Below are 22,990 nucleotides of genomic sequence, written 5' to 3' on the forward strand. Positions count from 1 at the left end.
TAGGTTTCTACTGTAAATGTGTTATAATAATTTAGTTGTATAATAACACTAATAAAAAAACTTTAGATAGACTAAAGGCAGGAGTGACTTTTTTGAAGTTAAGAGAAGATATTCGAAATATAGCTATTATTGCACACGTTGACCACGGAAAAACGACATTGGTGGATCAACTCCTTAAGCAGTCGGGTACATTCCGCATGAATGAACATGTTGAAGAACGTGCTATGGACTCTAACGATATCGAGAGAGAACGCGGGATTACGATCCTTGCTAAGAACACAGCTATTCAATATAAAGATACTAGAATTAACATACTTGACACACCTGGACACGCTGACTTTGGCGGTGAGGTGGAACGCATCATGAAAATGGTTGATGGTGTTCTATTAGTGGTTGATGCTTACGAAGGCTGTATGCCTCAAACAAGGTTTGTTCTTAAGAAGGCACTTGAACAAAATCTAACACCAATTGTTGTTGTTAATAAGATTGACCGTGATTCAGCTCGTCCTGAGGAAGTTATTGATGAAGTCCTGGATTTATTTATCGAGCTTGGTGCAAATGAAGACCAGCTTGAATTCCCTGTTGTATATGCATCTGCGATTAACGGTACAGCGAGCTTGGATCCTGCCCAGCAGGATGAAAACATGCAGTCTCTTTATGAGTCTATTGTTGACCATATTCCGTCGCCTGTTGATAACCGTGAGGAGCCGCTTCAGTTCCAGGTTGCTTTACTTGACTACAATGACTATGTAGGCAGAATCGGAATTGGCCGTGTGTTCCGCGGAACAATGAAAGTTGGCCAGCAAGTTGCTCTAATGAAACTTGACGGGTCTGTAAAACAATTCAGGGTAACGAAAATTTTTGGTTTCTTTGGATTAAAGCGCCTGGAAATACAAGAAGCAGTAGCTGGTGACTTAATTGCCGTTTCAGGAATGGAAGCAATTAACGTCGGTGAAACTGTTTGCCCAGTAGAGCATCAGGATGCCCTTCCTGTGTTAAGAATTGATGAGCCAACCTTGCAAATGACGTTCCTTGTTAACAACAGTCCTTTTGCTGGAAGGGAAGGGAAGTTTTTAACATCAAGGAAAGTAGAAGAAAGACTTAGAGCACAGCTTGAGACAGATGTGAGCTTGCGAGTTGAAAATACTGACTCTCCCGATGCTTGGATTGTATCAGGTCGTGGAGAACTGCATCTTTCCATTTTAATTGAGAATATGCGCCGTGAAGGATATGAATTACAAGTATCAAAACCAGAAGTTATTGTTAGGGTTATTGATGGAGTAAAATGTGAACCGGTAGAGCGAGTTCAAATTGATGTTCCAGAAGAACATACGGGATCTGTTATGGAGTCAATTGGGGCGCGTAAAGGTGAAATGCTCGATATGATCAATAATGGAAGTGGACAAGTTCGGTTAATCTTTAATGTCCCAGCACGTGGGTTAATTGGTTACACAACAGAATTTTTAACACTTACACGGGGATATGGCATTATCAATCACACGTTCGACAGCTACCAGCCAATGCAGCCTGGACAAGTTGGAGGCAGACGCCAAGGTGTTCTTGTTTCAATGGAGTCAGGTAAAACTTCAACATACGGAATTATGCAGGTTGAAGACCGTGGTACAATCTTCCTCGAGCCAGGAACAGAGATTTACGAGGGAATGATTGTTGGTGAGCATACACGTGAAAATGACATTACGGTTAATATCACTAAAGTCAAGCAAGCAACAAATATCCGTTCAGCTAACAAAGATCAAACATCTACAATTAAAAAGCCGAGGATCATGTCTCTTGAGGAAGCACTTGAGTACTTGAACGAAGACGAATATTGTGAAGTAACACCTGAATCAATTCGTTTACGTAAAAAAATCCTTGAAAAAAATGAACGTGAAAGAGTTACGAAGAAAAAGAAAATTGCAGAAAATTAATTAAGAGGGGATTATGAGTATGGATGTAAGTGAAAGATTATCATTTTTTGCAGCGCTCTTTAGAGTGGACGAAAACCCCGCTATGGGGATGTGGCTTCTGTATATCACGATTATATTGTTAAGTATCGTAGTATATAAGCTTGGCTTTGCAAAGAAGCTTCCACTTTTCCAAACCATTCTCATTTATATCTTTTTGATTCTGGGCTGTACAGTCCTGACTTTCCTGGGAGTCTTTCTCCCAGTTGCGGAAGGTCTTATCGTAGCGGCACTAATTTTGATCATCTACAAAATTCGGCTGCATCAGCAAAAAAAACAGGACGCAGCTAATCTCGAATAGCGGGGGTCATTGTGAAATCTTTACAGGATGTCATATACAACTGGTTAACAATTAAGGTAGTTTGCGATGCAAGACCAGAAGATACGGCCGCCAGGGATACTATGGAGCTTTTTGAGGGCATGTTAAAGGATGACCATGGACTTAGCGACATCGTAATCACGATTGAGGATGAAATGTACTATGTTTCTTTCGTAAAAGACGGCGAACAGAAGAAGCAGCGCTTTCCTCGTGAATTGATCGATATCATGCTCAATCAAATAAACGAAGAACCAGAAAAATTCAGCAACTATCCTGAGAACTAAAAAACGTCTTATTGGGTTCAGTTTTCAAATAGCTAAATTAGCACACCAATAAGCAGTCTATTCGTAACTGAATTAGACTGCTTATTTTTGTTGATATTTATTGGTTCTTTCATAAAATGAACGGTGAAAATTGTGTCCTGAAAAATGATATTCATACTATTAGGGGTTTTAGTTATGGAAGAGTTGGCGATGTTGTTAATGGTTTACAGGGTGGCGGATAAATAAAAACATTCTTTCTATCCTTAATTCATTAACCAGTAAAATAAGCGGAGATTTTCCCGTTATACTGCAGAATAGAGCTTGGTTCTGGATTTATAAGCGGAAATTTTCCCGTTAAGTAGGGCAAAACGATCGACTTTCATGTTTTTGGAGTAAATAGGCGTAATCTCTCCCTCTATTTAGCTATATTTTTGTGCTTTTTCTAAAATAAGAGGAATTTCTCAGCTTATTTATCAACCATGCAGATTCCCCCCCTCGGGCCTGTGCAAATCCGCTCTTTTATGGTTTGGGTTGAGCAGAATATTGAAAAAGAGGGTGCATCCCTAATAACCAAGGAAAAAATTAGTTGAAAATTTTTTATGGTAAAGAATTAGGTGGTATAGTGCAGGAGTTGTTTACATGAATGATGTTATCATTATCCTGCTTTGTAAATTAGTTACAATATTAGCTTACTCCACTAACGAGTAGCTATTTTTGAAGAATCAGGAATCGCTAATGGACTACTGGGTGCTTTATCTTCCATAAGATTGGTAAAAAAAATGCTTGGATATGCTCCAAGCAGTAGTGCGGATTACTTTTAGAATTCCTAACTTCAAAACAGAATCCGCTTTCTTGTCTAGCTGCGCCTCCTAGAAACTCGGCAAACTTCAGCTCCTCCGGCAGAAGCAAAGAACGCTTCTTGGTCGGAGCCTCCAGTTTGCTCGTTTCTGGGCAGTCGGCTCCGCTTTTCTTGTCTAGCTGCGCCTCCTAGCATCTCGAGTCGCTTCGGTCCTGATGATGAAGTCAAAGAGCGACTTCCTCTTCAGGCCCTCCAGCGCTGGTCGATGCTGGCAGTCGGCTCCGCTTTTGTTTTTACCATTCGTCGTCTTCTGCTACTGAACGGTAAAAACGAAAGTTTCCAGTATCGGTTCTTTTTTTTGTGTTTACCGCAATTCTTTCTCCGCATGGCTGGCACATATAGGTATGGATAGGCCGGTTTCTAAGTTTTTTTGCCAACACCGAATGGTCTTCAATGGATTCGATTTTATCACATATTACACATTTAACTCTCATTATTTTGCACCTCTGGTAATTAAAAATACATCAAGTGGATGGAATAAGGTTTTACCTATTACCTTTTATACTTTTCTCAGATGAATTATAGTATAGTATATCATTTTTTCATATATCATGGCGAGGGCAATAAAATCGTTTAATTTGCTCAGGAATAGGGATAGTAGTAATATAATGGTAGCTTTTTAAGGAGGGATAGGCTTTGGCAAACCAAGTAGAACCTAAATTGATTAAGCCTTTGTTTAATGAACTGCAAACAGAAAGGTTTGTAACACTGGCAACAGTGGACTTTGAAACTGCTGGCCCAAATGTAAGTGCAATTTCATGGGTTTTGGCAAAGGATGAAGAAACCATTTATTTTGCGGTAGATAACCGTTCAAGAATTGTAGAAAATATTAAGGCGAATAATAAGGCAGTCATTAATTTGATAGCTAATGAATCTACATATTCGATTAGTGGAGAAGCTGCTTTGAAGGCGGAAAAACTTGAAGGTGTACCGTTAAAGCTTGGGCTCATCGAAATTAAGATTCAGGAAGTCAGGGACGTAATGTTCTATGGATCAAAAATTGTAGCAGAACCACAGTATGATAAAACTTATGATAAAGATGCCGCTGCTCGTTTGGACAGGCAGGTAATGGATGCAATGAAAAAAGCTTAGTCATGAAACTAAGCTTTTTTTTCGTTTTATCATCGTTTGTTTAAATTAATCCATGTGGTGTTTAGACTGCTCCTGCTGACGATTATCGAGTTTTTGCTGATCTTGCTGATCCATTTTACTCTTGGGCTCCTCGGGCGCATTTTCAGGTACAGGGTCAACTAAATCTGCAGGCACCTCTGGCATTAGCCGCCCAACAATATCTGAGAGTTCATTCATAATGCCCTGAACAGGTTTCCCTGCTTGTATATCCTGGCCGATTTCCCTTAACCTTGCTGTTACGTCAGGGTCAGCAATAACAGTTGCCCGGGCACCGTGAGGATCATCCTTCATACCTTCTGCGACTGCATATTTGACTGAGTCCACATCCGACCGCTCCATTTGCCCGTTAACGTCAATCCCTACAACAGCATACCTTCCCAATACAACAGCAGTTGCTCCTTCAACATTAGGAACCCTCGTGGCCAATTCAACTAAGTGCTCCGATACTTCTTGTCCAGTCTGTCTGTCTACATCTTTGATCGTACTGTTTTCGACATTAAGTGATCTTTGGTTTCCGTTTCCCTGTTGTTCAGTTGTATTGTCTTGAGCGCCACAGCCTGAAACAAGAAGCAGGAACAAAATGATAATGATTTTTTCCAATATTAGCACCTCCAGGAGAATATTATTGAGCATTAAGCCGTGATATGGGGAGCAAGTCCACGTGAGATTCAGTTAGGTCTTATATAAAGAAAGAAATGCCTATTGATTATTGTGCAAAACTCCTTCTATCTTTATTCGGGCAAACATATATTTTAGCAAGTACCAGCCGCGCCGTTTTTTTTAGCGGTATATCCGGATCCAAAACACAGAGGCGGGAGGCATCAATTTGAGTAAAATTTACGTACTGGACACGAACGTACTTTTGCAAGATCCTTTTTCTATTTTCTCTTTTGAAGATAACGAAGTGATAATTCCAGCGGTCGTTCTAGAAGAAGTTGATTCAAAGAAAAGATATATGGATGAGATCGGAAGGAATGCACGGCAAGTATCCAGACTAATTGATGGACTGAGAGAAACAGGAAAACTGCACGAGAAAATCCCTCTTGAGAATGGGGGAGCCATTAGAATTGAGTTAAATCATCGTTCTTTTCAGCAGCTGCAAGATATCTTTGTAGAAAAAACAAATGATAACCGGATTTTAGCTGTCGCTAAAAACTTATCTCTTGAAGAGCAAACGAGAGAAAATGGCAGACCGGTAATCTTGGTAAGCAAGGATGCACTCGTCAGGGTGAAGGCGGATGCTATTGGTTTGCAAGCTGAAGACTTTTTAAGTGACAGAGTCGTAGAGATAGACGATATTTATGCTGGTTTTACAGAAGTCTTTTTAGAGAAGGAGCTGTTGGACTCCTTTTATGAGAAAGGGGAATTACGTACTAAGGAAATTTCTGGACAGTCGTTTTATCCCAATCAGTTTTTAATCATTAAAGGTCTAAACGGAAACTCGACATCTGCACTTGGAATGGTAGACAAGAGTAGAGAAATGGTGAAAAAGCTAATTTTTGATCATGAAAATAGACAAATATGGGGAATTCGTGCACGAAATGTTCAGCAGATTATGGCACTTGAACTTCTATTAAGGCAAGATATTCCCCTTATCACATTAACTGGCAGAGCAGGAACTGGAAAGACGTTGCTTGCATTAGCTTCAGGCCTGCTTCAAACAGAGGATATGGGGTATTATAAAAAATTGCTAGTCGCTCGCCCGATTGTCCCAGTCGGAAAGGATCTAGGGTTTTTGCCTGGGGAAAAAGAAGAAAAGCTAAGACCGTGGATGCAGCCAATCTTTGATAATTTGGAGTTTCTTTTTAATACAAAGAAACCTGGAGAACTCGATGCTATTCTTGCAGGTATGGGTTCAATCGAGGTAGAGGCACTGACCTATATAAGAGGACGGAGCATACCTGATCAATTTATCATTATTGATGAAGCGCAAAACTTAACTAAACATGAAGTAAAAACGATACTGACTAGAGTTGGGGAAAGAAGCAAGATTGTTTTAATGGGCGATCCAGATCAAATAGATCATCCTTATCTAGATGCCTATAATAATGGTCTTACATATATTGTGGAGAAGTTTAAAGACCAGGCTATTGCAGGGCATATAAAACTTATAAAAGGGGAAAGGTCACCGCTCGCCCAACTGGCTGCAGATTTATTAAAGTGAAGTCTGTTTAGATTATCGGCAGCTAACGATAAAGCTCCTCGAGAGTTTTTTGACAAAATTAAAGAAACGGAACCAATCCGTTTCTTTTTTGCTGGTTATTTAATGCTAATTCCCTTTACGTCCTTAATGGGATCTGTATGGTTTGTCCCATCTCCAAAATAAACATGTACAGGGCCATTCTCTTTTAGCGGTTTTCCTTTGTGCGAGAATCCGAGTATTAACTCCCTGCCTTCATCCAAAGAGATCTCAATCTCTCCGGCTTCTGTGTGTAGAACAAGAGTATCAGCCGAATCAAGAGGCTCAGCATTAGCAAGGAAAGGTTTTAAAGGAATGCCAAAGCTGCCGGTCAGCACTTTTTGCCGCTCATACTTCTTTTCTGACTTTAAGGTTGGCGGATAAACAGCGCCTTCCATAATCTCTCGATCCCAATGCTTCGAAATAGCCTTCGTATATTCTTCCAAATTATTATCATTGCCTTTATTATCATCTGCAAAGTACTCTGTTAATTCCACACGTCTGTCATCAAAGATCCAGACTCCTGGGTCCAAGGTAATTGGATATTTTACATTACCCTTAATTTCCACGATATTTTCCATAAATTCCTCCTGAGCTCCAGTAACACTTTGGTATGTATCGCTGCAAAATCCGTTTGGTCCATCTTAACAAAATAATTAGTCAGAGTAAATTTATGAATCCCTAATATTCTTGCATTTTTATCTTTATACCGTTAAAATTTAAAGATAGGATCGGGTAATTGCTCGGAAACGGGGGGATCAATGTTGGCGTCTGAAACAATATTAAATCATCATGAAAAAGCCCACGCCATACTCAAGGCTGACGCTGATAAAATTTTAAAGCTGATCAAAGTGCAGATGGATAACCTCACTATGCCGCAATGCCCTCTTTATGAAGAGGTTCTGGACACGCAAATGTTTGGGTTATCGAGAGAGATAGATTTTGCAGTGCGGCTCGGCTTAATTGAAGAGTTAGAAGGAAAAGCAATTCTTGATTCTTTGGAGCAAGAGCTTTCTGCCCTTCATGAAGCTTCAGTAAAAAAATAATTCGCATAAAAACTCAAACAGTTCATGTAAATTGTTTGAGTTTTTTTGTAATAATTGACAGATAAACAGTGGATGTGTATTTACATATGTTAGGTGTCTTTTCTATTTCTCTTTTAAACTCTGTAATTTTAAGAGGAAATTTCATATTTTAGCAGAATAGATACTAAACGGGAAGATGGGGAAGAGTAGAATGCTTAAGAAAATTTTAAAATCGTATGATTACTCTTTAATCATAGTAGTGTTGATGTTAGCCTTGTTCGGTTTGGTAATGGTATACAGTGCAAGTATGGTAACGGCTATGCAAAGATGGGATTATGCGAGTGACCATTTTTACCAGCGCCAAAAAATCTTTTTATTAGCAGGAGTCTTTGTTTTCACTGTAGCGGCCCTGTTTCCCTATAAAGCAATGAAAAGCACAAAAATATTAGGGCCAATGGTCTTATTTTCGCTAGTAGGGCTAGGCGCATTATTTGTTTTTGGACATGTTGCTGGTAACGCTCAAAGCTGGTTCAATCTTGGGCCAGTCAGAATTCAGCCGTCTGAATTCGTAAAATTATGTGTAATCATTTACTTGGGAGCAGTCTATGCCAAGAAACAATCCTACATAAACCAGTTTAACAAGGGGGTAGTACCGCCATTGGTATACCTTGTGTTGGTTTGTTCTCTTGTTGCGATTCAGCCGGATTTTGGTACTGCCGCGATTATTTTTATGATTGCTGCTGCTATCATTCTATCCTCAGGTATGAATTGGAAGAACATATTAAAGCTTGCGTGTATTGGCCTGTTTATTTTAGCTCCTGTTTCGCTGATTATGAAGGATGAGATCTTCTCCGAAAATAGGCTCTCTCGTTTGACAAGCTACAGTGACCCATTTGCTGATGAGCAGGTTTCAGGATATCAGCTTGCCAATGCGTATTACGCGATTGGATCTGGCGGATTAACCGGACTCGGACTAGGACAAAGCGTCCAGAAGCTTGGGTATTTGCCCGAGCCTCATACTGATTTTATAATAGCTGTTATTTCAGAAGAACTAGGGATCTTTGGAGTTGGCTTCGTATTATTATCGCTGGCATTCATTGTACTAAAGGGAATTTACATTGGATTAAGGTGTAAAGACCCTTTTGGCAGTCTGCTGGCGATAGGGATATCAAGTATGATTGGTATACAGTCATTCATTAATCTAGGAGGGGCGAGTGGGATTATCCCTTTAACCGGTGTCCCCCTTCCTTTTGTAAGCTATGGTGGCTCGTCCCTTTTGCAGCTGTTTATTAGCATGGGTATTCTAGTAAATGTTTCAATGTTTGTAAACTACGAAGCAAAGTATAAATCTGAGAAGGCGCAGCAAGAAGAGCCTAAAACTAAGCAGAATGTTTCTGCTTATAGAGTAAGATAGTTAACGCTCGGAATTTTCCTGGTGTTTCTTATAAATAAAGTGTAGATGAGGTGTTGTTGTGACTAGACGAATTAACAAGGTTTTGGTGGCTAACAGAGGTGAAATAGCAATTAGGGTGTTCAGGGCCTGTACTGAATTAAATGTAAAAACTGTTGCAATATACTCTAAAGAGGATTCTGTATCCTATCACCGTTACAAAGCTGATGAAGCCTATCTTGTTGGTGAAGGAAAAAAGCCAATTGATGCATATCTCGACATTGAAGGGATAATTGAAATTGCGAAAAGCAGCGGGGTTGATGCGATCCATCCAGGTTATGGTTTTCTTTCGGAAAACATCGAGTTTGCCAAGCGCTGTAATGAAGAAGGCTTAATTTTCATAGGACCAGAGACTCGCCATTTAAACATGTTTGGAGATAAGGTTAGAGCAAGAACTCAGGCTCAGCTAGCGGATATTCCTGTTATCCCTGGAAGTGACGGACCTGTAACTGATGTTAGGGAAGTAGAGGAATTTGGTTCACGATTTGGGTATCCTCTGATTATTAAAGCAACGCTCGGCGGAGGCGGCCGCGGCATGAGAATCGTTAAAGACAGTGACGAAGTAAAAGAATCCTTTGACAGAGCAAAATCAGAGGCAAAGGCAGCCTTTGGAAACGATGAGGTTTACGTAGAAAGATTTATACAAAACCCAAAGCATATTGAAGTACAGATCTTGGGGGACGAACACCACAATATCGTACATCTTTATGAACGAGACTGCTCTGTCCAACGCCGTCATCAAAAAGTCGTTGAAGTAGCGCCATCTGTATCTATTACTGAGGAACTTCGTGATAAAATTTGTAATGCTGCTGTAAGGCTGATGGAAAAAGTCCAATATAAAAATGCCGGAACCGTCGAATTTCTAGTTTCGGGTGAAGAGTTTTATTTTATAGAAGTTAATCCTCGTGTTCAGGTTGAGCATACGATTACTGAAATGGTAACAGGGGTAGACATCGTTCAATCACAAATTTTAATTGCCGACGGACACGAGCTGCATGGAAGTATCCTGGGGATTCCAAAGCAGGAAGATATTTATGTGCATGGATTTGCTATTCAATCCCGTGTAACTACTGAAGATCCATTAAATAATTTTATGCCGGATACAGGAAAGCTAATGACATACAGGTCCGGAGGCGGATTTGGAGTACGTCTTGATGCAGGAAATGCATTTCAAGGAGCGGTTATTACGCCTTATTATGATTCACTGCTCGTTAAACTTTCCACATGGGCACTAACCTTTGAACAAGCTGCATCTAAAATGGTCAGAAACCTCCAAGAATTCAGAATCCGGGGGATTAAAACCAACATTCCATTTCTGGAGAATGTCGTAAAGCATGAAAATTTCCGGACTGGTCAATACGATACATCCTTTATTGATTCGACTCCTGAGCTATTCATATTTCCGGTAAGAAAAGACCGTGCAACAAAAATGCTTACATACATAGGAAATGTTTCCGTTAATGGATTCCCTGGTATAGGTAAACAAGAGAAGCCGAACTTTTCAAAGCCAAGAGTCCCTAAACTAGATAAGTCTATTTCTTTTAAAAATGGGTCAAAACAGATTCTCGATGAGCAAGGCCCGGAAGGCTTAGTGCAGTGGATTAAGGACCAAAAAGAAGTGTTGTTAACCGACACGACTTTCAGGGATGCTCATCAGTCGCTTCTGGCAACCAGAGTGAGGACCAATGATTTAAAGAATATCGCCGAGCCTTCAGCTAAGCTGCTGCCTGACCTATTTTCATTTGAAATGTGGGGCGGAGCTACTTTCGATGTATCTTATAGGTTCTTAAAGGAAGATCCGTGGGATCGATTAATTACACTAAGACAGCAAATACCTAATGTTCTATTTCAAATGCTGCTGCGAGCTTCGAATGCTGTCGGGTATAAAAATTATCCTGATAATGTTATCCGCGAGTTTGTAGAAAAGTCTGCTCAGGGTGGGATAGATGTCTTTCGTATCTTTGACAGCCTTAACTGGGCAAAGGGAATGGAAGTAGCGATCGATGCTGTCCGAAGCAACGGTAAGATCGCGGAAGCGGCTATCTGTTACACAGGGGATATTACAGATCCTAATCGTTCCAAGTATGATTTACGTTATTATAAAGATCTGGCAAAAGAACTGGAGCAGCAGGGTGCTCATATTTTAGGAATTAAGGACATGGCTGGGCTATTAAAACCAAATGCTGCCTACCAGCTTGTTTCTGAATTGAAAGAAACAGTGAATATCCCAATCCATCTCCATACACATGATACAAGCGGCAATGGGATTTTCACATATGCAAAAGCAATTGAGGCTGGAGTGGATGTGGTCGATGTAGCTTTAAGCAGTATGGCCGGCTTAACATCTCAGCCTAGTGCAAGCACTCTTTACTATGCCTTGGAAGGATCTGAACGCCAGCCAAAGGTGAAGGTGGAGGCACTAGAGCAGCTTTCCCGCTATTGGGAGGATACAAGGAAATACTATCAGGATTTTGAAAGCGGAATGGTTTCCCCACATTCGGAAGTGTATCAGCACGAGATGCCTGGCGGTCAATACAGCAACCTGCAGCAGCAGGCCAAGGCTGTTGGTTTAGGGGACAGGTGGGATGAAGTAAAAGAAATGTACACACGCGTGAACCATTTATTTGGGGATATTGTTAAAGTAACCCCTTCCTCAAAAGTAGTCGGGGATATGGCATTGTTTATGGTTCAAAATGATCTTACAGAAGAAGCCGTTCTTGCTAAAGGAGACGCCCTTGATTTTCCAGATAGTGTTGTAGAACTGTTTGAAGGTTACCTGGGTCAGCCATACGGAGGTTTCCCGGAAAAACTTCAGCAGGTTATCCTTAAAGGACGCCAGGCTATTACAGTCAGGCCGGGAGAACTTTTGGAAGCGGTAAACTTTGAACAGCTTAAAGAAAAGCTATTTAATGAACTCGGCAGGCCAGTTACAGATTTTGAAACCATTTCGTACGCACTCTATCCAAAAGTCTTCCAAGAATACGAAGCAACCTGCGATCAATTCGGGGATGTATCAGTCCTTGATACAGCTACGTTTCTTTATGGGATGCGTCTCGGTGAAGACATTGAGGTTGAAATTGAAAAAGGAAAGACGCTCATCGTTAAGCTTCTGGAAATTGGCCAGCCTCAATCGGATGGGACTAGAGTCTTGTACTTTGAATTAAACGGTCAGCCTCGTGAGGTTATTGTTAAAGATGAAAGTGTTAAATCATCTGTTGCTGTAAAGTTGAAGGCAGATCCGCAAAATCCGAATCATATCGCTGCCAGCATGCCTGGCACAGTTATCAAGGTTTTGGCTGAAAAAGGAAAAACGGTTAAGCAAGGGGAGCATCTAATGATCACCGAAGCAATGAAAATGGAAACGACAGTACAAGCACCATTTTCAGGGACAGTGAAGGAAATCCACGTAACAAATGGAGAACCGATCCAAACAGGAGACCTTCTGATCGAGTTAGATAAACTGTAATAAAAGAAGGTAATTAAATAAGCTTAAATAGTTTCTTAAAAGGCATCGGTAGTAACCGATGCCTTTTTTACGTGATTAAATCGAGGGAAAAAGAGGGTCGATTTTTCTTACGTGATTTAAAAAATTCCAAATAAAAAAGGAGTTCAATTCAGTTAGAATTGAATTCCTTTTGGTCGTCTAGAAACTCATTTGTTGAACTCAGTCGGTGTGTTTCTGTCCATACATCGCTTACCGGACTTTTACTAGGTTTTTACTTGGCTGAAGTGGTTGAAGGTATGCTGCTTTCTTCTATGTTAGCTTTCTTCTCGGCGGCTGCGTTTTTCCTGCTGCGAACGTTTAACAGCATAAGGTAACTTAGCATTCCGAACAGACAGGAAATAAAGAAGGCGTGTGCAAGAGCGATATATAGATTCAAACGTGAGAGCACGACAATTGCACCAGATACTACCTGAAGCGATACCAGGATAAAGGACACCATCCAGCCCCAATAAAGAACCTTTTGATGTTTATAATTTTTAACAGCAAGGTAAGTTGCATAAGCAATCCATAAAAAGATAAGCCCCGCTGCAGCTCTATGTCCCATTTGCACCCATTCAAAAAGATTTACTGGAAGGGTTGGCTCAGCATTATAGCATAAGGGCCAGTCAGGGCATACAAGACTGGAATCAGTATGTCGGACAAGCGCTCCGGTATAGACGACAATAAAACTGTATATAGTTATACCAATGATGTGAAAACTCATCCTTTTATCAATAATCAGTTTTTCTGCCTTGAATTTTTTATCAACTTCAAAAATTAGAAGTGTCAGCAAAAATACTGAAGCAAACGATATCAGGGAAATTCCAAAGTGGATCGCCAGAACAAAATCATTTTGTCCCCATACAACTGCAGCAGCACCGATTAATGCCTGAAGCAGAAGAAAGCAAAAAGACAATACAGCCAAAAACTTTGTTTCTCTAATATGGCCAATTGCCTTCCAGGACCACACGGAGAGCATCAGCACCAGAATGCCAACACTGCCTGAGACAAGTCGATGAGCAAGTTCAATGACTAATTCAGGGGTAATGTCGGTTGGGACAAACTGGCCGTTACATAATGGCCAGGAACTGCCGCAACCGGCACCAGATTCCGTTTTTGTTACCAAAGCTCCACCTAATAAAACAAACAACATTCCCAATGTAGTTAAAACGGCTAACCACTTTAGAGATGGTTTCATACGCTTCCCCACCCTTTAAAAGAAAGTTCAAAAGTTGTCATGTATTACGCTTGACATGTATAATATAAGAGATTGTGTGAATCATGGAGATGATTCACTATATTAAGTTTGTATTTAAACGTTAGCATAATAATGAAATCACTTAATCGATAGTACACAATAAATGAGTATTTTACAATACCAATGATTCTCTATATCAAGCAAGTTAAAAAGGTTGAACTCTTGCCAGGACTCTGATAGAAATAGATTTAGGAATCATTTAGCCAATTCTCTTATCATAAACACTTAGAAGGAAAAAAATGTTATCGTTCAATACATAAAAAAGGATAGGTAATTTAGCGTTTTGTTCTAAAAAAGACTGAAAATAAAACAGCAAGTCCTTTTTCATTATACTGACTTTCAAAGTACTTCCCTGTTTTAGCAATGGTTTGACACAAAAAAGTCAAATATTGTTCAAAAAAAATTCACAAAAAAGCCAAGAAGTATGATTTAATAGACATCAAGAGAGTTATTTTTCTACACAAGTATTTAACTGCCTTTTCACGATGTGAACAGTGGAAAATCCAGTCACATAAAAACACGCAAAGTCTCTTGACTAAAGCAGAATTGTTGATCGTTTCAAGGTGAACTTTTCTGGATAAAGGAGGAAAAAAGATGTCTAATTCAAAGGCTTTTAGTGAGGCTGCAATTGAAAACAGTCAGACGGGCCTTGAGGCTGGAATAACGGAAACAACTGCTCTTAAGGATTTTCTGGCTTTAATAAAGATTGGCATTGTTAATTCAAACTTAATTACTACCTTTACCGGGTTATGGTTAGCACTTCATTTTACTGGGAATCGTTTTCTTGATAACTTGGATATAGTCTTTTTTACGTTAATCGGGTCATCGCTTATCATTGCCGGTTCATGCAGCTTGAACAATTATATTGACAGGGATATTGACCCTTTAATGGAGCGGACAAAAGATAGGCCGACTGTAACAGGGAAAATCCAGCCTGGCAAAGTTGCCTTAATGAGCGGATTGCTTATCGGATCAGGACTAGTGCTTCTATTACTAACAACAGTAACTGCTGCGTTAATCGGTGTTATTGGTGTTTTTAGCTATGTTGTGCTATATACGCTTTGGTCTAAACGCCGGTATGTTTCAAATACAATTGTCGGCAGTATATCAGGTGCTGTACCCCCGCTAATCGGATGGGCAGCTGTTGATGGAAATCTCAGTCTTATGGCATGGAGCTTGTTTTTAATTGTGTTTATTTGGCAGCCCCCACATTTCTACGCACTCGCTATGAGAAGAGTAGAAGAGTACCGGGCAGCTGGTATTCCAATGCTGCCTGTAGTAAAAGGTTTTAAAGCAACAAAGCGCTCTATTATTCTTTGGGTAACTGCATTGCTCCCATTGCCATTCTTACTGATGTCCCTAGGAACACCTTTCCTTATCCTTGCTACTCTGCTGAATGTAGGATGGCTTGCCTTAGGTCTATATGGCCTAAAATTAAAGGATGACATAAAATGGGCAAAGTTAATGTTTATTTATTCTTTACAGTATTTGACGATTATGTTCGTCGCTATGGTAATCGTTACACTTATTTAAGTCAGGTGATTCTTTCTTATCCATTATCTTATTTGAAAGAATTTATCCATAAATTTTACATTTAGAATTTTTTACGAAAGAGGGGTTTTATTAAGCTATGAATTGGCTTGCAAAAGGGCGTTTGTTATCATTGTTTACACTTATGGCGTTAGTTCTCGCCGGCTGTGGCGAACCATACGTTTCAACGCTAAGACCTGCAGGTGAGGTTGCTCAATCGCAATTTGACCTGATGGTACTAAGCACAGTAATTATGGTTGGGGTAATCCTTGTTGTAACAGTTATATTCCTTATTGTTATTACAAAGTTCCGCCGCAAAAACGAAAATGAAATTCCAAAGCAAGTTGAGGGAAGTCATAAACTCGAGATTCTTTGGACTGTCATTCCTATCTTGTTACTGTTAGTTCTTTCGGTTCCAACTGTAGCTGCAACATTTAAGCTTGCAGATGTATCTCCGATGGACAAGGTAAATGAAGAAGGCAAGACTGATGCACTGGTTGTTAATGTCCGTGCTAATCTGTACTGGTGGGAATTTGAATATCCTAACCAGGAAATTATCACTGGTCAGGAGTTAGTAGTACCTACCGATGAGAAAGTTTACTTTAATTTAATTGCTTCAGATGTAAAGCATTCATTCTGGGTTCCTTCTGCTGGAGGAAAGATGGATACAAATACGGAAAACGTTAACAAATTCTACCTTGAATTTGATGATCAAAAAGCAAATGAAGCAGGAAATCTTTTCTATGGAAAATGTGCAGAGCTTTGCGGACCATCGCATGCATGGATGGATTTCAAGGTCAAGGCCGTTTCACGTGCAGAGTTTGATCAGTGGGTAGATGATATGCAAACTGCTGAGGAGCCACAGGCTGAAACTGCATTAGCTCAGCAAGGGGAAGAAATCTTTAACCAAAGCTGTATTGGATGTCACGCAGTAACACCTCAGGACGGCAGACCAGAGCAGGCACGGAATGCACCTAACCTTGCAAACTTTGGTGAGCGGTCCCGTATCGCAGGTATCCTTGAACACAATGAAGAAGAATTGAAAAATTGGTTAGATGACCCTGAAACATATAAGCCTGGCAACAAAATGACCAATACTTACGGAGATTTATCCGATGAGCAGCTTGACGCGCTTACTGAGTATCTAATGGGACTTAAAGTTCAGGAATAACAAGGGGAATTGTTTAAAAGGGAGGTAAAATTGTGAGTACCTATGCTCAAAAGCAGGGATTCGGCGCAACTATTTGGGACTACCTGACAACGGTAGACCATAAAAAAATCGCCATCCTATATCTGATTGCCGGTGGATTCTTTTTTATCGTCGGCGGACTTGAAGCTATGTTTATCAGAATTCAGCTTGCTGTGCCAAATAACGATTTTGTCAGTGCTGGATTGTATAATGAAATCTTAACTATGCATGGAACGACCATGATTTTCCTGGCTGCGATGCCACTGATTTTTGCGTTTATGAACGCTGTTATGCCATTGCAAATTGGAGCAAGGGATGTAGCTTTTCCATTCCTTAACTCTTTAGGCTTCTGGTTGTTCTTCTTTGGAGGAGTGTTTCTTAATCTTTCATGGTTTTTAGGAGGAGCTCCAGACGCTGGGTGGACTTCTTATGCATCATTATCGATAGCATCTGAAGGACATGGTGTTGATTTTTATGCACTTGGATTGCAGATTTCCGGGGCAGGTACATTAATCGGGGGTATTAACTTCCTCGTAACGATTATCAATATGCGTGCACCAGGTATGACTTATATGAGAATGCCGCTGTTTACATGGTCTACTTTCGTTGTTTCAGCACTAATCTTATTTGCATTCCCGCCCCTTACAGTAGGTTTATTCCTATTAATCTTTGACCGTATGTTTGGAGGAAACTTTTTCGATCATACTATGGGAGGAAACACAATTATCTGGGAGCACATGTTCTGGATATTTGGACACCCAGAAGTTTACATTTTGATCTTGCCAGCTTTTGGTATCTTTTCTGAAATTTTTGCTACGTTCTCTAGAAAACGCTTATTCGGTTATTCTTCTATGGTCTTTGCGACCGTTTTAATCGGTTTCTTAGGATTCATGGTATGGGCTCACCATATGTTCACAACTGGATTAGGCCCGATCGCTAACTCAATCTTTGCTGTAGCAACAATGGCAATTGCCGTACCGACCGGAATAAAGATCTTTAACTGGATGTTCACGATGTGGGGCGGAAGCATTAAGTTTACAACACCAATGCTTTGGGCAGTAGCATTTATTCCATCCTTCGTTGCTGGTGGTGTTACCGGGGTTATGCTAGCTGTTGCAGCAGCTGATTACCAATACCACGATACTTATTTTGTTGTAGCTCACTTCCACTATGTAATTGTTGGTGGGGTAGTATTCGCTCTATTTGCAGGAGCGCATTTCTACTGGCCGAAAATGTTTGGAACAATGCTAAATGAATTTTTAGGGAAAATCACGTTCTGGTTATTCCTAATTGGATTCCACTTAACATTCTTTATCCAGCATTTCCTTGGCTTAATGGGGATGCAGCGCCGTATTGTATCCTTCCTTCCTGGCCAAGGCTTTGAAACAGGAAACCTGATTAGTACAGTCGGAGCTTTCTTTATGGCTGTAGCGACAATCATATTATTAATCAATATTATTATGACAACTGTTAAAAATGAAAGAGTCGGAAATGATCCATGGGGCGATGGACGTACGCTTGAGTGGGCCCTTCCTTCACCACCGCCTTTCTATAACTTTAAGCAGCTTCCGCTTGTTCGTGGTCTTGATGCTTACTGGCTTGAAAAAATGGAAGGTAAGAAGGGAATGACGCCTGCTGAGCCGCTTGGCGATATCCATATGCCAAACAATTCCTTCATTCCGTTTGTAATTTCTCTTGGTCTATTTGTTGCAGCATTTGGTGCAATGTACCGTGCTGAGACTGCATGGGGAATTCCTGTCCTGATCATTGGATTATTAATTACTCTTGGTTCAATGGCCATGCGTTCTATTAAGGATGACCATGGATACCACATTCATAAAGAAGATTTAATGGATGATGATGATAACAAGGGGGTAAAGGCATAATGCAAGCAGAAGAAAAATTCACGGCTGAAACATGGCCGACTGCGCCTGAACGAGCAACCCTTGAAGGGAAAAATAAATTCTTAGGTTTCTGGTTATTCTTAGGCGGAGAGACAGTGCTTTTTGCTTCTCTCTTTGCCACCTATCTAGCATTAAAGGATAAGGTACCTAATGCAGAACATACTTTAGCCAAAGACTTATTCGATCTTCCGCTTGTTTTTGCAGCAACCATGCTTCTTTTAACAAGCTCGTTAACAAGTGTGTATGCTATGCATCATATGAAAAACTTTAATTTCAAAAAAATGCAATTGTGGCTTGGTGTAACTGTATTGTTAGGGGCTGCGTTCCTTGGTCTTGAAATTTACGAGTTTAATCATTATGTTCATGAGTATCATCATACTTTTACAAGTAGTGCCTTCGGGACTGCGTTCTATACTTTGGTAGGATTCCATGGAGGCCATGTTGCCTTCGGACTTCTCTGGATTGTTACTTTAATGATCCGCAACAGCAAACGGGGATTAAATTTGTATAACGCACCGAAGTTCTATGTAGCAAGCTTATACTGGCACTTTATCGACGTAGTTTGGGTATTCATCTTCACGGTAGTATATTTAATGGGAATGGTGGGATAAACTGATGGCAAATCAACAACCAAACTCAGAAAACCCTAGAATCGACATTGAGTATCGCCGCAAAAAAAGCACAGAGGAAATGCGCTACCAAATCATTTCCTTCACGTTAATGATCTTTCTAACACTAGTCGCTTTTTTTGCAGTAGGTTATGATGGCTTTTCCGGCTGGTTTACAGTTCCATTTATTATCCTTTTGGCTGTAATACAGGTAATTTTCCAACTTTACTATTTTATGCACATGAGCCACAAGGGACATGAAGCACCAGCTCTTTTCTTGTACTCAGGAGTGCTCGTTGGAGCAATCACGCTATTAGCATTCCTAACCATCATCTGGTGGTAAAAAGAAAAGCGTAGCCAACTGTTCAGCTCCGACAAGCGCTGGAGGGGCTGAAGGTGAAGTCGTTCTTTGACTTCATCGGCAGGACCGAAGCGACTCGAGGAGCTAGTCGCTGAAGCTGGACAAAGAAAAGCGTAGCCGACTGTTCAGAAACGCAGAAACTGGAGACTCCGACAAAGAAGCGTTCTTTGCTTCTGAAGGAGGAGTTGAAGTTTCAAAGTTTCTAGGAGGCAAAGCTGGACAAAGAAAAGCGTAAACACCTTGAAATTAAAATAACAGAGCCAATTAGGCTGACCTTAAACGAGAAAATCGGCTTTTAGCCGGTTTTTTCATTTTGAGAATATATTGTGAAAATATAGGAAATTGTATTCCATTGCAGTTCAATAGTGAGATAGATATAATAAATATAAAGTTCTTAAATTGGGGTGAAGTACAATGTCACTTGATATATTTGGTTTTCGTGCCCTTTGGAGTCCCTTCTTTCTGATGGCTCTGATCCTTTTGCTTTCTGGCTACTTTTTATTGACTGGGAAATACCGAAGTCGGTTTAAGGACAGTGAACCACGAACAATGAAGGAAACAATTCTTTTTACGATTGCTATTGTCTCGCTTTATGTTATTAAAGGTTCTCCTGTTGATCTGATGGGTCATATTACCTTTTATTTTCATATGATCCAAATGGCAATTCTGTACTTGGTAATACCGCCGTTGCTTATTAACGGAATACCGAAATGGGTTTGGAGGGCGGTCCTGTCAAAACCAATAATAAAGCCTGTATTTCGTTTTATAACAAAGCCGCTAATCGCTTTGATTGTTTTTAATGGAGTTTTTTCTCTCTACCATATCCCTTTAGTGTTTGACTTCGTTAAAACGGATATGCTGCTTCATGCTGGATATACCACGTTGCTGTTTATTCTGGCAATCGCTATGTGGTGGCCATTAATTAATCAGCTTCCAGAATACGAGACGCTAACAGGCCTCAAAAAAGTGGGCTATATTTTTGCAGACGGAATCCTTCTGACGCCAGCTTGTGCATTGATCATCTTTGCTGATGCACCTATGTATTCAACTTTTTCTGATCCCAACGCCTGGGCAGAGGCAATGAAACTCTGTGTACCTGCAGGAACCCTTGCTTCACTTAATCTGAGCGGCCCGGAGATGTTTAGCTCGATGTCGCTTCTTGAAGATCAGCAGCTAGGCGGAGTCCTAATGAAAATCATTCAGGAAATCGTCTACGGTATTGTACTGGCTCAGGTCTTCTTTAGTTGGTTTAGAAAGGAGCAGGAAGAATCTGACGCAGAGTTGGCTGCCTACGTTCAACCTCAATCAGCTGATTAAGCTTTAAACTCAGAGGCTTATCGGGGTGCCGAGGAGCCTTTTCTAAAATTGCTGTATGACCTTATTTTATTGATAAATTCAACTGAGCCACTAAAATTATTTTGTAATAATATAAGATAGAGAGGATTTACTGAATATGACTTCCCTACCGATATTACCTACAATCAGTACAACCTTTATTGTTTTAAGTGCAATTACTGTCGCAATAGGCTGGTGGCAAATTAAGCAAAGAAAGCTAGAGTCGCATAGAAAGACCATGACTTTAGCAGCAATATTTGCTATCATATTTTTTATTATTTATGCTTCACGGACGATCTTCGTAGGGAATACGTCATTTGGCGGACCAGATGATATAAAAATCTATTATACAGTGTTTTTAATCTTTCATATTACTTTAGCCACTTTAGGAGCAATAATGGGAATAACGACATTGTATGCTGGTTATAAAAACAATTTGGAACTGCATAGAAAGATAGGGCCTGTTACGAGTATAATTTGGTTTTTTACAGCAATAACTGGAGTGGCTGTTTTTCTTCTGCTTTATGTGTTTTATAAAGGCGGAGAAACGACTTCAGTTCTCAAGGCTATTTTTGGATTTTAATAGGATAAAAATAGGACTGCATAGGCAGTTCTTTTTTATTTATTTTTTTAAAAGGATTTTAACGTATTTTAGCGAAAATTTAAATGATAGAATCTGAATCGAGGGAGCATTATTATGGAAATAAGGGTCTTAAAAGAAGAGAATTATCTTGAGTCCTTAAAATTATCGGAGTATGCTTTTCAATACGAGGTTGCGCCTGAAGATGTGGAGGGGAGACTGGAAAAACTCACAAAGCACCACATTTTAGGGATATATGAAAATGAGCAGGAACTTGCTGCAAAGCTGCATATTCTTCCGTTAAAAGTATTTATTGCCGGAAAGGAATGGCTTATGGGTGGAATTGCCGGAGTGGCAACCTATCCAGAGTTTCGCAGAAAAGGCTATGTAAAAGAACTATTAATCGAGTCACTAAAAGTTATGAAAGAAAAAAAACAAGTAGTTTCCTTTTTACATCCTTTTGATATTTCCTTTTACCGGAAGTTCGGTTGGGAGATGATCGCGGATATAAAGAATATGACAGTCAGCAAAAATGATCTGCGCAGGCTAAAAGCATCTAATGGCCACATTAGCAGATTTAAAAAGGAAGGCCATTTGGTGGAAATAGAAGAAGTGTACACTAAGTTTGCTAAAGCCTTCTCTGGGACACTTGTACGGGACCAGTACTGGTGGATTAACCATGTTTATAGCAATCTTACTGCAGCGGTTTATTTTAACGACAGCAAAGAGGCTGAGGGGTATATTTTATACAGTGTAAAAAACCAGCAAATGGAAGTCCATGAATTTGTTTCTCTAAACCAGGAGGCTAAGAAGAATCTCTGGAATTTCATATGTCAGCATGATTCCATGGTTGAAAAGGTAAAATTCTATTTACCTGCACACGACCAGCTTAATTATTTACTGTCACAGCCGAAACAGGATATTAGCTCATATCCTTATTTTATGGGGAGAATTGTTGATGTTGAAAGTTTCTTGAAAGATTATCCGATAGCACAAACAACAGGAAAGGTTTTCTTGCATGTTAATGATGAATTTGCTCCTTGGAATACAGCAACTTATTTATTGAATGAAGGAGAGGTAAGAACCTTTCGGGAAAAAGCTGGGAGCTCGTGCAGCCATCCGCCCAAAAAGGGTCTAAGCCTGGATATCAACACCCTGTCCGCAATTCTGCTTGGGTACAAACGTCCCTTAGAATTATACGAACTAGGCTTTATAAGTGGGCCAAAACAAGAGGCAGAAGAGTTAGAACAGAAAATTCCTGTCCAAAAATCACTATTTTACGATTTCTTTTAGGTCTTACATAATTATCTAGGACTTTTCAATTATCAGCAAGAGGTATCGAGAGGACGTCTTTCGGTGCTTTTTTTATAGAATTACAAAGAGAAAGAATTGCTCCCGCTCCAAAACACTCTTTACAGGAGCCTAAGGGAAGCAGCAAAGAATCCGTTCTTAATTTTTCTGCGGAAAACGTCCACCAGCAGGATTAAGTTAACGGTGCCTGCTCATAAGGTCATACATTAAAAAAATGACTGTAGACAAACTCGAAATTCT

The 22,990-nt window shown here is 40.1% G+C and carries 21 protein-coding genes; 16 read left to right on the forward strand and 5 right to left on the reverse strand.

Features of this window, described 5'->3' with window-relative positions:
- The first annotated feature begins 92 nt into the window (after positions 1-92).
- Genes typA through HRJ06_RS15115 form a run of 3 tightly spaced genes read left to right on the forward strand, consistent with a single transcriptional unit; the run spans position 93 to position 2,567 of the window.
- Positions 93-1,928 carry a translational GTPase TypA gene (gene typA / locus HRJ06_RS15105; protein WP_174733782.1) on the forward strand — a complete coding sequence of 612 codons (1,836 nt, stop codon included), beginning with the start codon at positions 93-95 and terminating at the stop codon, positions 1,926-1,928.
- A gap of 19 nt (positions 1,929-1,947) precedes the next feature.
- Positions 1,948-2,265, forward strand: coding sequence for a YlaH-like family protein (locus HRJ06_RS15110; RefSeq protein WP_174733783.1), 318 nt, complete (start codon positions 1,948-1,950; stop codon positions 2,263-2,265).
- Positions 2,266-2,276: 11 nt separating this feature from the next.
- Positions 2,277-2,567 (forward strand): hypothetical protein, encoded by a 291-nt coding sequence (locus HRJ06_RS15115; protein WP_174733784.1) that lies wholly within the window; start codon positions 2,277-2,279, stop codon positions 2,565-2,567.
- An 835-nt stretch (positions 2,568-3,402) separates the two neighbouring features.
- Here HRJ06_RS15115 and HRJ06_RS15120 read toward each other — a convergent pair.
- Positions 3,403-3,573 carry a hypothetical protein gene (locus HRJ06_RS15120; RefSeq protein ID WP_174733785.1) on the reverse strand — a complete coding sequence of 57 codons (171 nt, stop codon included), beginning with the start codon at positions 3,571-3,573 and terminating at the stop codon, positions 3,403-3,405.
- A 65-nt stretch (positions 3,574-3,638) separates the two neighbouring features.
- On the reverse strand, positions 3,639-3,839 hold the full coding sequence (locus HRJ06_RS15125; protein ID WP_174733786.1) for a YlaI family protein: 201 nt from the start codon (positions 3,837-3,839) through the stop codon (positions 3,639-3,641).
- A 202-nt stretch (positions 3,840-4,041) separates the two neighbouring features.
- On the opposite strand from HRJ06_RS15125, the gene HRJ06_RS15130 reads away from it, so the two are divergent.
- The gene (locus HRJ06_RS15130) at positions 4,042-4,497 is read left to right on the forward strand and encodes a pyridoxamine 5'-phosphate oxidase family protein (RefSeq protein ID WP_174733787.1); all 456 of its coding nucleotides are present in this window, start codon (positions 4,042-4,044) and stop codon (positions 4,495-4,497) included.
- A gap of 45 nt (positions 4,498-4,542) precedes the next feature.
- On the opposite strand, the gene HRJ06_RS15135 is transcribed toward HRJ06_RS15130, so the two are convergent.
- The gene (locus HRJ06_RS15135; protein ID WP_338421110.1) at positions 4,543-5,145 is read right to left on the reverse strand and encodes a YhcN/YlaJ family sporulation lipoprotein; all 603 of its coding nucleotides are present in this window, start codon (positions 5,143-5,145) and stop codon (positions 4,543-4,545) included.
- A gap of 217 nt (positions 5,146-5,362) precedes the next feature.
- Between HRJ06_RS15135 and HRJ06_RS15140 the strand changes: the two genes are divergently transcribed.
- Positions 5,363-6,700 carry a PhoH family protein gene (locus HRJ06_RS15140; RefSeq protein WP_174733788.1) on the forward strand — a complete coding sequence of 446 codons (1,338 nt, stop codon included), beginning with the start codon at positions 5,363-5,365 and terminating at the stop codon, positions 6,698-6,700.
- A gap of 95 nt (positions 6,701-6,795) precedes the next feature.
- On the opposite strand, the gene HRJ06_RS15145 is transcribed toward HRJ06_RS15140, so the two are convergent.
- The gene (locus HRJ06_RS15145) at positions 6,796-7,296 is read right to left on the reverse strand and encodes a peptidyl-prolyl cis-trans isomerase (protein WP_174733789.1); all 501 of its coding nucleotides are present in this window, start codon (positions 7,294-7,296) and stop codon (positions 6,796-6,798) included.
- A gap of 180 nt (positions 7,297-7,476) precedes the next feature.
- Between HRJ06_RS15145 and HRJ06_RS15150 the strand changes: the two genes are divergently transcribed.
- The 3 genes from HRJ06_RS15150 to pyc all read left to right on the forward strand — a co-directional run bounded on the left by HRJ06_RS15150 (position 7,477) and on the right by pyc (position 12,656).
- On the forward strand, positions 7,477-7,761 hold the full coding sequence (locus tag HRJ06_RS15150; protein ID WP_422392735.1) for an Fpa/YlaN family protein: 285 nt from the start codon (positions 7,477-7,479) through the stop codon (positions 7,759-7,761).
- A 190-nt stretch (positions 7,762-7,951) separates the two neighbouring features.
- Positions 7,952-9,154, forward strand: a complete 1,203-nt coding sequence (locus HRJ06_RS15155; RefSeq protein ID WP_174733790.1) for an FtsW/RodA/SpoVE family cell cycle protein — start codon at positions 7,952-7,954, stop codon at positions 9,152-9,154.
- 58 nt (positions 9,155-9,212) lie between these two features.
- The gene (gene pyc / locus HRJ06_RS15160; RefSeq protein ID WP_174733791.1) at positions 9,213-12,656 is read left to right on the forward strand and encodes a pyruvate carboxylase; all 3,444 of its coding nucleotides are present in this window, start codon (positions 9,213-9,215) and stop codon (positions 12,654-12,656) included.
- 250 nt (positions 12,657-12,906) lie between these two features.
- Here pyc and HRJ06_RS15165 read toward each other — a convergent pair whose 3' ends face one another.
- Complete coding sequence (locus HRJ06_RS15165; RefSeq protein WP_174733792.1) at positions 12,907-13,872, reverse strand: COX15/CtaA family protein; 966 nt, start codon at positions 13,870-13,872, stop codon at positions 12,907-12,909.
- Between the two features lie 654 nt (positions 13,873-14,526).
- On the opposite strand from HRJ06_RS15165, the gene cyoE reads away from it, so the two are divergent.
- The 8 genes from cyoE to HRJ06_RS15205 all read left to right on the forward strand — a co-directional run bounded on the left by cyoE (position 14,527) and on the right by HRJ06_RS15205 (position 22,732).
- Positions 14,527-15,465, forward strand: coding sequence for a heme o synthase (gene cyoE / locus HRJ06_RS15170; RefSeq protein WP_174733793.1), 939 nt, complete (start codon positions 14,527-14,529; stop codon positions 15,463-15,465).
- Between the two features lie 97 nt (positions 15,466-15,562).
- Positions 15,563-16,633 (forward strand): cytochrome c oxidase subunit II, encoded by a 1,071-nt coding sequence (gene coxB / locus HRJ06_RS15175; RefSeq protein ID WP_174733794.1) that lies wholly within the window; start codon positions 15,563-15,565, stop codon positions 16,631-16,633.
- A 32-nt stretch (positions 16,634-16,665) separates the two neighbouring features.
- Positions 16,666-18,537: a cytochrome c oxidase subunit I gene (gene ctaD / locus HRJ06_RS15180; protein ID WP_338421108.1), complete on the forward strand. Its 1,872-nt coding sequence runs from the start codon at positions 16,666-16,668 to the stop codon at positions 18,535-18,537.
- A complete protein-coding gene (locus tag HRJ06_RS15185) occupies positions 18,537-19,166 on the forward strand; it encodes a cytochrome (ubi)quinol oxidase subunit III (protein ID WP_174733795.1) in 630 nt (209 codons plus the stop codon). The genes ctaD and HRJ06_RS15185 overlap by 1 nt, the downstream gene beginning before the upstream one ends.
- Positions 19,167-19,170: 4 nt before the next feature.
- Positions 19,171-19,506: a cytochrome c oxidase subunit IVB gene (ctaF, locus tag HRJ06_RS15190; RefSeq protein WP_174733796.1), complete on the forward strand. Its 336-nt coding sequence runs from the start codon at positions 19,171-19,173 to the stop codon at positions 19,504-19,506.
- A 432-nt stretch (positions 19,507-19,938) separates the two neighbouring features.
- On the forward strand, positions 19,939-20,841 hold the full coding sequence (gene ctaG, locus HRJ06_RS15195) for a cytochrome c oxidase assembly factor CtaG (RefSeq protein WP_174733797.1): 903 nt from the start codon (positions 19,939-19,941) through the stop codon (positions 20,839-20,841).
- Positions 20,842-20,977: 136 nt separating this feature from the next.
- Positions 20,978-21,442: a DUF420 domain-containing protein gene (locus HRJ06_RS15200; protein ID WP_174733798.1), complete on the forward strand. Its 465-nt coding sequence runs from the start codon at positions 20,978-20,980 to the stop codon at positions 21,440-21,442.
- 114 nt (positions 21,443-21,556) lie between these two features.
- A complete protein-coding gene (locus tag HRJ06_RS15205) occupies positions 21,557-22,732 on the forward strand; it encodes a GNAT family N-acetyltransferase (protein WP_174733799.1) in 1,176 nt (391 codons plus the stop codon).
- Positions 22,733-22,990 lie beyond the last annotated feature (258 nt).

It is taken from the genome of Mesobacillus harenae, assembly GCF_013343715.1.
Lineage (GTDB): Bacteria > Bacillota > Bacilli > Bacillales > Cytobacillaceae > Mesobacillus_A > Mesobacillus_A harenae.